We start from the raw sequence: 9,131 nt of genomic DNA on the forward strand, positions 1-9,131 counted from the left end.
GCGGCGCGGGCTATATCAACGAGTACCCGGTGGAGCGCTTCTACCGCGACGTGCGCCTGCTGCGCCTGTACGAAGGCACGACCCAGATCCAGCAGCTGGTCATCGGTCGGCAGATGCTGCGCGCCGCTGCCTGATCGCGGCCAGCGCCGCGTCCCGCGCGGCGTTGGCCTCGCCCTCGCGCCAGACGATGGAGGTCTCCGAGCGGATGTCGGTGGCGTCGATCGGCACGAACACCGCCCCCGGCAGGCCCGATCGGCGCAGCGCCGCGGGCACCAGGGCCACACCCAGGCCCTGGGCCACCATCGAGACCACGCTGAGCCAGTGCCGCGCGTGGTGGCGGACATCCGGGTGGAAGCCGGCCGAGGTGCACAGGGACAGCACGCGCTCGTAGTAATCCGGCGAGGCGTCGCGGGAGAACATCACCAGCGGCTCACCCTCCAGCTTGCGCACCGCGAGGCGCCGGGACGACGCCAGCGGGTGCCCCTGCGGCAGGCAGCACACGAAGGGCTCGGCCACGAAGACCTCGCGCGAGACCTCCTGCGGCACGCGGCTGGCGTGGACGAAGGCCACGTCGAGCTGGCCGTGCGTCAGCTCCACGAGCTGGTCGGCCGAATTCATCTCGCGCGCCAGCACCCGCAGCTGCGGGTGCCGGGCCTGGAAGTCCTGCAGCAGCCGGGGCAGGCCGCGATACAGCATGGAGCCGACGAAGCCGATGCGCACCAGCCCCACCACGCCCTGCTGCGCCTCGCGGGCCGTGCGCTCGGCCTGCGCCACCTGCTCCAGCAGCGCCCGCGCCGCCGGCACCAGGGCCTGGCCGGCGGGCGTGAGCCGCACCTGCTTGCTGTTTCGCTCGAACAGGCGGGCGCCCAGGGACTCCTCGAAGCGCCGGATGTTCAGCGACAGCGGCGGCTGCGAGATCGACAGCTTCTCCGCGGCCCGGCCGAAGTGCAGCTCCTCGGCCAGGGCCAGGAAATAGCGCAGGTGGCGGAATTCCATGATTTCAAAAAGATATTGTTGAAGACCAAACCCATATTGGACAGCGAGGTGGCCCTCCGCAACAATCCCCCGCACAACGAGACCGGGCCCGCGGGCCCCTGAATGGAGACAACCATGCAACGCCGATCCCTCCTGCTGGCCGCCCTGGCCCTGGCCCCCGCCGCGCCCGTCCTGGCGCAGTCGTCCTTCCCGAGCAAGCCGATCTCCTTCGTCGTGCCGTACGCGCCCGGCGGCCCGACCGACGCCATGGCCCGCACCCTGGCCACCGCCCTGCGGCCGGTGCTGGGGCAGACGGTGATCGTGGAGAACAAGGCCGGCGGCGGCGGCAACATCGGCTCCGAGCTGGCGGCCCGCGCCGAGCCCGACGGCCACACCATGATGTTCGGCACCTCGGGGCCGCTGGCGATCAACCAGTCGCTCTACGCCAAGATCAACTACGACCCGGCGAAGAGCTTCGCCCCGGTGATCCAGGTCGGCTACCTGCCCAACGTGCTGGTGGTCCACCCCGGCGTGCCGGCGCAGAACGTGCAGCAGCTGATCGCCCATGCCAAGGCGAACCGCGGCAAGCTGTCCTTCGCCTCCTCGGGCAGCGGCGCCTCGTCGCACCTCACCGGCGTCCTGTTCAACATGAAGGCCGGCACCGACCTGCAGCACATCCCGTACAAGGGCACCGGCCCCGCGCTGAACGACCTGCTGGGCGGCCAGGTGGAGATGTCCTTCACCGACGTGCTCACCGCGCTGCCCCACATCCAGGCCGGCAAGCTGCGCGTGCTCGGCGTGACCTCGCCGGTGCGCTCGCGGGTGCTGCCCAACGTGCCCACCCTCGCCGAGCAGGGCCTGAAGGACTTCGACAGCAGCGTGTTCTTCGGCGTGGTGGTGCCCGCGGGCACGCCGCAGCCGGTGGTGGCCAGGCTGAACGCCGCCTTCCAGCAGGTGCTGCAGGAGCCCGAGATGCAGCAGAAGCTGGCCGCCCAGGGCCTGGAGCCGCCGCCGCAGTACACCCCGGGCCAGCTCGCCGACTACATGCGCAACGAGACGGTGAAGTGGCGTGAGGTGATCCGGCAGTCCGGCGCCAAGGCGGACTGAGGACGAGGGCGCGGCGGGGGATCTCCCCCTGCGGCCCGCGTCGGTCGATAGCGGGGCGGCCGTGCGTGCGGGCCCCGCGGTTTCCTCAGTCCTTCGGCTCGAAGCGGTCGCCCGGCGTCAGCGGCGCGTGCCGGTAGCTCGCGGGCGTGCGACTGAGTTTCACCGGCGCCCCCAGGCCCCGGTAGCCTCCCTCCATCTCCACCACCATGCCGCGGTGCGCGGTGTGCGGGTGCTGCAGGGCCGCTTCCACTGAAAGCACCGGCGCCGCGGGCACGCCGGCGGCCATCAGGTCGTCCACCAGCGCACGCCCGTCCAGCGCGGCGAGGCGCGCCTCCAGCGCCTGTTTCAGCAGCGCGCGGTTCACCGAGCGCTGGCCCGCCGTGGCATAGGCCGGGTCCTGCGCCAGCTCGGGCACGCCGATGACGCGGCAGAAGGCCGAGAACTGGCGGTCGTTGCCCACCGCCAGGAAGATCGGGTCGGTGCCGGTGGCCAGGGCGTCGTAGGGGTAGATGTTGGGGTGGGCGTTGCCGGTGCGCTTCGGGCTGCGGCCGTCCATGAACCAGTTGGCCGCATGCGGGTGCAGCAGGGACAGGCCGCTGTCGTACAGCGCCGCCTCGACGAACTGGCCGCGGCCGCTGGCCTGGCGCTCCTGCAAGGCGAGCAGCACCCCGATCACCGCGTTCATGCCGGTGACCATGTCCACCACCGGCAGGCCCACGCGCAGCGGGCCGCCGTCGGCCTCGCCGTTCACGCTCATGAGGCCGGCCATGGCCTGGATCGCGGCGTCGTAGCCGGGCAGGGCGCCCAGCGGGCCGTCGCTGCCGAAGCCCGAGACGCGGCACCACACCAGCCGGGGGAAGCGCTGCGACAGGGTGTCGTAGCCGAGGCCCCAGCGCTCCATGGTGCCGGCCTTGAAGTTCTCCACCAGCACGTCGGCCTCGGCGGCGAGGGCGAGCAGCTTCTCGCGGTCCTCGGGCAGGGTGAGGTCCAGGTGCTGCACCCGCTTGTTGCGGTTCAGGCCGTGGTAGTAGGAGGCCACGCCGTCGCGGAACGGCGGGCCCCAGGTGCGGGTGTCGTCGCCGCCGGGGGGTTCGACCTTGAGCACGTCGGCGCCGTGGTCGCCGAGGATCTGGCCGCACAGGGGGCCGCCGAGGATGCGGGAGAGGTCCAGCACGCGGATGCCGGCGAGGGCGCCGGGGCGCGGGGAAGTCGGGTTCGTCATGTCGGCTTCAGGCGGGGGCGGTCCAGGCCGCGGGAATCGTGTCGGCGGCCAGCGGGTCGCGGGGCAGCACGCGGTGCAGGAGGGCGAGCTGCGCGAGGCGCAGGCGCTCCTGCGAGCCGGTGTGCGCCGCCTCCCAGGCCATGGCGGTGGCGCTGGTGCAGTGGTACAGGGCCGAGGCGGCCTGGCGGGCCAGGACGTCGCCGCCGTCGGCGGCAGCCCGCTCGGCGAGGGCGCAGGCGCGGTCCATCGCGGTGGCCAGGGCGTCGGCGAAGACCGGGGCCAGGCGCCCGCCGGCCTCGGCCAGGAGCGAGGCCACATGGGCCCGCAGCACCGGCAGCGAGCCCTCGCGCTTCATGGCGCGCACCACGTCCAGCGCCACGATGTTGCTGGTGCCTTCCCAGATGGAGCCGAGGTGGGCGTCGCGCAGCACGCGCGGGTCGCTCCATTCCTCGATGTAGCCGCAGCCGCCGCGCACCTCCATCGCGTCGCCGGCGACCTTGCGGGCGTCGCGGCAGGCGCGGAACTTGATCAGGGGCGTGAGGATGCGAAGCAGGGCGTAGGCGCCGTCCTCGCCGGCATCGGAGCGCTGCAGCGCGCGCGCGGTCTGGAAGGCCATGCTCAGGGCCTGCTCCGCGGGCACGGCCAGCTTGTCCAGCTGGCGCTGCATCAGGGGCATGTCCTGCAGCGCCTTGCCGAAGGCGCGGCGCTCGCGGGCGATGTGCCGGGCCTCGGCCAGCGCCCGGCGCATCAGGCCGGCGGCGCGCACGCCGTTGGACAGGCGCGAGTTGTTCACCATGTCCGCCATCTGCACGAAGCCGCGGCCCTGCTCGCCGACCAGGTAGGCCACCGCGCCCTCGAGGCGGATCTCGCCGCTGGCCATGGAGCGGGTGCCGAGCTTGTCCTTCAGGCGCAGGATGCGGTAGTGGTTGGGGCGGCCGTTGTCGAGGCGGCGGGGCAGCAGGAACAGCGAGACCCCCTTCATGCCCGGCGGGCCGCCCTCGACCCGGGCCAGCACCATGGCCAGGTCGGCGTCGGGGTTGGAGCAGAACCACTTGTCCCCGGTGAGGCGCCAGGTGCCGTCGGCCGCGGGGCGGGCCAGGGTCTCGGTGGCGGCGATGTCGGAGCCGGCGGCCTGCTCGGTCATGAACATCGCGCCCTGGGCCAGCTGGTCGAAGTCCAGCGTGGTCAGGCGCGGCAGGAAACGGTCCACCAGTTCCGGCGAGCCGAACTTCTTCAGCGTGCGGGTGAGGGAGTCCGTCATCGAGATCGGGCAGCACAGGCCGAATTCCGCCTGCACGAACAGCAGGAACAGCACGTACTTCACCGCCGGCGGCAGCTTGCCTTTCCAGCCGAAGGTCTCCTCGCGGTGCGAGACCGAGCCCATGGCGAACTCGGCGTAGCCCAGTCGCTCCATCTCCACGTAGGCCGGGTGCTTGACGATGCGCTGCAGGTCCAGGCCGGTGCGGGTGCGCTGTTCCAGCGTGGGCGGGTGGCGGTCGGCGGTGGCGGCCAGTTCGTCCAGCGGGCCGCCGGCCAGGGCGCCCAGGCGCTCGAAGTGGGGGGTGAGGTGGGCCAGCAGGTCGGCCGGCAGGTACAGCGCCAGCAGGCGCTTCAGTTCGTCGTCACCGGTGAACAGGTTCTGGCCGTGGCGGTCGGGGATGGGGTGGGCGGGGGCCGTCGGGTGGGTGGACATGCGGGGTCTCGTCTCCTGTCGTCGGGAACATTGTTGGTTGTTGCCACCATTCCTGTCCAATATCAAATCCATCCTTTTCCATACCGGAATCTAATCGTCGAGGGGTCGTCGGGTGGTTCTGGATTTTCCGAAGCGTCGTCCTAAAATCACAATAAATTGGTATTTATCTCATTTAATACACAGGATATGAGAACTTCATCGTCGGCAACCCAGCTTCCGTTCGAGGCGGAGGATGTGCTCCGCCAGTTGGCGTGGCGGGTGCGCACCGTCCGCAAGGCCCGCGGGCTCACGCAGGCGGACCTGGCGGCCAAGGCGGGCATCAGCACCAACACCGTGGTGACCCTGGAAAAGGGGGCGGCGAGCGTGCAGCTCGGGTACTGGCTGCAGGTCCTGTGGGCCCTCGACCTGCTCGGTGGCTTTGCCGACCTGCTGGCCCAGCTCGGTCGGGCGCAGGGGGACGTCGCCCTGCTCGAGGCGCAGCTGCCCCAGCGGGTGCGCGGGGGCCGGTTGCAGTGACCGCCGCAGCCAAGCCCGTGTGGGTCTGGCTGCCCGGCCAGGCGACGCCGGTGCGTTGCGGGACCTTCACGCTCGCGGGCGGGGTTGGATCCTTCCACTACGACGAGGCGTACCGGGCGCGTGCCGATGCCCTCGCGCTGGACCCGTTGAGCCTGCCCTTCACCCGTTCGCGGCGTGGCGCGCGGGAGACCCGGCAGGGCGGGCTGTTCGGTGTCTTCCGGGACGCCAGCCCGGAGGGCTTCGGCCTGGCGCTCCTCGAGCAACTGCAAGGCGTGACGCTGGACGACCCGCTGCAGCGGCTGGAGCTGTCGGAGGGGGACGCCGTCGGTGCGGTCGAGGTCTGCGAAGACATCGGGGCCAAGCTCGCCTTCCAGGCGCCTGCGTCCCAGGAACTGCTCGAGGTGCTGGCCGGGCTGCCTCGCGGCCGCGCGAGCAGCCAGGCTGCCCGGGAGGTCAAGGGCCTCAAGGGCACCAGCCTCGGCGGCGAGCGGCCCAAGCTCACCGTGCTCCACCGGGGCCAGCAGTGGATCGCCAAGCTGCAGGACCGGGGCGACCCGCCGCACGCGCCGCTGCGCGAGTTCGTCGCGATGCGGCTGGCGGCACGCTGCGGCATCGAGGCTGCGCCGGTGGAGTTCGCCAGCGCGGGGGACCGCCAGGTGCTGCTGGTGCGACGGTTCGACCGGCAGGTCGACGCCGGCGGCGCCGTCACCCGCCACCTCTACGCCAGTGCCCACACCGTACTGAGGCTGGACGCCCAGACCCGCGGCGAGCGCCAGCGGTCCTACGTGGCGTTCGCCCACGAGATCCGGCGCTGGTGCGGCCAGGCCGGTGTGGACCCGGGCGCCATCCAGCGGGAGCTGTGGCGCCGCATGGCCTTCAACGCCCTGTGCGGCAACGGCGACGATCACCCGCGCAACCACGGCCTGCTGCACGCGCAGGGTGGCTGGGGGTTGGCGCCGGCCTTCGACATCGCGCCGTCCCTCACGTTCTCCGGGACGCTGGCCATGGCCATCACCCGGGATGGCAGCGCGTTCGCGACGCCGGAAAACCTCCTGGCGACTTGCGGGAGCTTCGCCTATGCGCCGGCCGAGGCGGCGGCGTTCCTCGAGTCGGCGAAGGACACCATCGCCTCCGGGTGGGGCGATGAACTGGCGGCCTGCGGGCAGCGTCGGGACCTGCTGCCGGCGCCCTCCCTGGCCTGGCCGTCCGGCAGCACCAGGCGGTGAGCCGGGGCCGCATCCCCGCAGCGGATCCCGCCGTCAACCGGCCTGCTCCGCCTCCCGGTAGCGGCGGGCCTCGGAAGTGATCCAGTCGCCGAAGGCCTGCAGCGCCGGGTTGCCGGCGCGGCGCTGCGGGTGGATGAAGTAGTAGGAGCGCTCGCTCAGGGTGGCCTCGCGCACCACCTGCACCAGGGTGCCGCGGGCCAGTTCGTCCTGCACCAGCAGCTTGGGGATCAGCGCCACGCCCAGGCCATGGGCGGCGGCCTGGGAGATCATGGAGAACAGCTCGTAGCGCGGGCCGGCCATGTCGTTGGCCTCGTCCACGCCGTGGGTCTCGAACCACTCGCGCCAGGCATGGGGCCGGGTGCCGGGGTGCAGCAGCGGCAGGCGCGCCACGTCCCTCGGCCGCAGGTTCCGGCGCTGGCCCACCAGCCGCGGGCTGGCCACCACCACCAGGTGCTCGTGCATCAGGAAATGCGCCTCGGTGCCTGGCCAGCCGGAGGGACCGGAGAACAGCGTGCCGTCCAGGTTGGTGTCGTCGAACAGGAAGGGCCGGGTGCGGGTGGACAGGTTCACCGTGATGTGCGGGTGCAGGCGCTTGAAGCCCCCCATCCGGGGCAGCAGCCAGTGGGTGGCGAAGGTGGGCACCACGCCGAGTTCCAGCGTCGTGCCCTGGGCGCCGTTGGCGATCACCTCCAGCGTGTCGCGCTCGATCTCGTCCAGCCGCGCCCGGATGCTGCGCGCATAGGCCTGGCCGGTCTCGGTCACCACCACCCCGCGCCGGGTGCGCTGGAACAGCTTGGCGCCCAGCACCTCCTCCAGCGTGGCGATCTGCCGACAGACCGCGCTCTGGGTGACCGCCAGTTCGTCCGCCGCCTTGGTGAAGCTCTGGTGCCGCGCCGCGGCCTCGAAGGCGGTCAGGGCCGCGGTCGACGGAATCTTCCTGCGCATGGGTCGGAGTTCCAAAAATGCATGGATCTGTGCAAACAAAGCGTTTGCGCAAAGGGGAGCTGCTTCTTAGTATGGTTCCATTATGACCAAACCGAACACCAAAGCCGCCTTCTCCTGGGCCGACCCCTTCCTCCTCGACGAGCAGCTCACCGGCGACGAGCGCGCCGTGCGCGACGCCGCCCGGGCCTACTGCCAGGAGCGCCTCCTGCCCCGCGTGCAGGAGGCCTTCCGCCACGAGAAGACCGATGCGTCGATCTTCCGCGAGATGGGCGAGTTGGGCCTGCTGGGCCCCACCATCCCCGAGCAATATGGCGGCGCCGGCCTGAACTACGTGTGCTACGGCCTGGTGGCGCGCGAGGTGGAGCGGGTCGACTCCGGCTACCGCTCGATGATGTCGGTGCAGTCCTCCCTGGTGATGGTGCCGATCAACGAGTTCGGCAATGAGCAGACCAAGCAGAAGTACCTGCCCAAGCTGGCCACCGGCGAGTGGATCGGCTGCTTCGGCCTGACCGAGCCGAACCACGGCTCCGACCCGGCCAGCATGATCACCCGCGCCCGCAAGGTGCCGGGCGGCTACAGCCTGACCGGCAACAAGATGTGGATCACGAACTCGCCCATCGCCGACGTTTTCGTGGTGTGGGCCAAGGACGACGAGGGCGCGATCCGCGGCTTCGTGCTGGAGAAGGGCTGGAAGGGCCTGAGCGCTCCCGCCGTGCACGGCAAGGTGGGCCTGCGCGCCTCCATCACCGGCGAGATCGTGATGGACGAGGTGTTCTGCCCCGAGGAGAACGCCTTCCCCGAGGTGCGTGGCCTGAAGGGTCCCTTCACCTGCCTGAACTCGGCCCGCTACGGCATCGCCTGGGGCGCGCTGGGCGCCGCCGAGGACTGCTTCCACCGCGCCCGCCAGTACACGCTGGACCGCGTCCAGTTCGGCCGCCCCCTGGCCGCCAACCAGTTGATCCAGAAGAAGCTGGCCGACATGCTCACCGAGATCTCGCTGGGCCTGCAGGGCTGCCTGCGCCTGGGCCGCATGAAGGACGAGGGCACGGCCGCCGTGGAGATCACCTCCATCCTCAAGCGCAACTCCTGCGGCAAGGCGCTGGACATCGCCCGCATGGCCCGCGACATGATGGGCGGCAACGGCATCAGCGACGAGTTCGGCGTGGCCCGCCACCTGGTGAACCTGGAGGTGGTGAACACCTACGAGGGCACGCACGACATCCACGCCCTGATCCTGGGCCGCGCGATCACCGGCATCGCCGCCTTCTCCAACTGATTGCCCCGGAGCGCCCCATGAAGATCCTGGTCGCCGTGAAGCGGGTGGTGGACTACAACGTGAAGGTCCGCGTGAAGTCGGACAACACGGGTGTGGACATCGCCAATGTGAAGATGTCCATGAACCCGTTCGACGAGATCGCGGTGGAGGAAGCGGTCCGCCTGAAGGAGA

General features: G+C 71.1%; 9 protein-coding genes and 1 pseudogene. 6 read left to right on the top strand and 4 right to left on the bottom strand.

Annotation, left to right across the window (positions count from 1 at the left end; translation table 11 throughout):
* On the top strand, window positions 1–134 hold a 134-nt coding region (locus ACT80S_RS19025), incomplete at its 5' end, for an acyl-CoA dehydrogenase family protein (protein WP_377419127.1).
* Here ACT80S_RS19025 and ACT80S_RS19030 read toward each other — a convergent pair.
* A complete protein-coding gene (locus ACT80S_RS19030; RefSeq protein WP_377419103.1) occupies window positions 100–996 on the bottom strand; it encodes a LysR substrate-binding domain-containing protein in 897 nt (298 codons plus the stop codon). The genes ACT80S_RS19025 and ACT80S_RS19030 overlap by 35 nt on opposite strands.
* Window positions 997–1,110: 114 nt before the next feature.
* Between ACT80S_RS19030 and ACT80S_RS19035 the strand changes: the two genes are divergently transcribed.
* On the top strand, window positions 1,111–2,082 hold the full coding sequence (locus ACT80S_RS19035; protein WP_377419106.1) for a Bug family tripartite tricarboxylate transporter substrate binding protein: 972 nt from the start codon (window positions 1,111–1,113) through the stop codon (window positions 2,080–2,082).
* A gap of 85 nt (window positions 2,083–2,167) precedes the next feature.
* Here ACT80S_RS19035 and ACT80S_RS19040 read toward each other — a convergent pair whose 3' ends face one another.
* Both ACT80S_RS19040 and ACT80S_RS19045 read right to left on the bottom strand, forming a co-directional pair.
* Window positions 2,168–3,304 carry a CaiB/BaiF CoA transferase family protein gene (locus ACT80S_RS19040; RefSeq protein ID WP_377419109.1) on the bottom strand — a complete coding sequence of 379 codons (1,137 nt, stop codon included), beginning with the start codon at window positions 3,302–3,304 and terminating at the stop codon, window positions 2,168–2,170.
* A 7-nt stretch (window positions 3,305–3,311) separates the two neighbouring features.
* Window positions 3,312–4,997: an acyl-CoA dehydrogenase family protein gene (locus ACT80S_RS19045; protein WP_377419112.1), complete on the bottom strand. Its 1,686-nt coding sequence runs from the start codon at window positions 4,995–4,997 to the stop codon at window positions 3,312–3,314.
* A 186-nt stretch (window positions 4,998–5,183) separates the two neighbouring features.
* Here ACT80S_RS19045 and ACT80S_RS19050 point away from each other — a divergent pair, with 186 nt between their 5' ends.
* Together ACT80S_RS19050 and ACT80S_RS19055 are read left to right on the top strand one after the other, a co-directional pair.
* Window positions 5,184–5,513 carry a helix-turn-helix domain-containing protein gene (locus ACT80S_RS19050; RefSeq protein WP_377419115.1) on the top strand — a complete coding sequence of 110 codons (330 nt, stop codon included), beginning with the start codon at window positions 5,184–5,186 and terminating at the stop codon, window positions 5,511–5,513.
* Entirely contained in the window at window positions 5,510–6,739 is a 1,230-nt protein-coding gene (locus ACT80S_RS19055) for a type II toxin-antitoxin system HipA family toxin (protein ID WP_377419118.1), read from the top strand. Before ACT80S_RS19050 ends, ACT80S_RS19055 begins: the two co-directional genes overlap by 4 nt.
* A 33-nt stretch (window positions 6,740–6,772) precedes the next feature.
* Here ACT80S_RS19055 and ACT80S_RS19060 read toward each other — a convergent pair whose 3' ends face one another.
* The gene (locus ACT80S_RS19060; protein ID WP_377419121.1) at window positions 6,773–7,684 is read right to left on the bottom strand and encodes a LysR family transcriptional regulator; all 912 of its coding nucleotides are present in this window, start codon (window positions 7,682–7,684) and stop codon (window positions 6,773–6,775) included.
* Window positions 7,685–7,766: 82 nt separating this feature from the next.
* On the opposite strand from ACT80S_RS19060, the gene ACT80S_RS19065 reads away from it, so the two are divergent.
* Both ACT80S_RS19065 and ACT80S_RS19070 read left to right on the top strand, forming a co-directional pair.
* The gene (locus ACT80S_RS19065) at window positions 7,767–8,960 is read left to right on the top strand and encodes an acyl-CoA dehydrogenase (protein ID WP_377419124.1); all 1,194 of its coding nucleotides are present in this window, start codon (window positions 7,767–7,769) and stop codon (window positions 8,958–8,960) included.
* 17 nt (window positions 8,961–8,977) lie between these two features.
* Window positions 8,978–9,131 (top strand): annotated as a pseudogene (locus tag ACT80S_RS19070) (electron transfer flavoprotein subunit beta/FixA family protein); the annotation flags it as partial.

The organism is Ramlibacter sp. MAHUQ-53 (assembly GCF_052600055.1).